General features: G+C 40.3%; 1 pseudogene. It reads left to right on the top strand.

Annotated features, from left to right (window positions below):
- A pseudogene (locus tag NE619_RS18655) lies at window positions 1-221 on the top strand (hypothetical protein); the annotation flags it as partial.

Below are 221 nucleotides of genomic sequence, written 5' to 3'. Positions count from 1 at the left end.
CGGATGAGTGAAAAGAAAAATAAATCCTTACGCCGGCAAGAAGACGTACGGCTTTTAGATGAAGAAGTGTTTGAAGAATTTGAAGATGAGGAAGATTTTTCGGAGAGTGACAACTTCAGCGCGGACGACAGCTTTGACGATGATGATATTGATGACGATGAGCTGTATGAAGATGAAGATGAAGAGGGAAAAAAGAAAAAAAAGAAAGTGCTCCGAAGAAG

The sequence above is a fragment of the Anaerovorax odorimutans genome (genome assembly GCF_024459955.1).
Lineage (GTDB): Bacteria > Bacillota > Clostridia > Peptostreptococcales > Anaerovoracaceae > Hominibacterium > Hominibacterium odorimutans_A.
The sequence above is the reverse complement of the archived record's forward strand: the minus strand, read 5'-3'. Positions and strand labels throughout refer to the sequence as shown.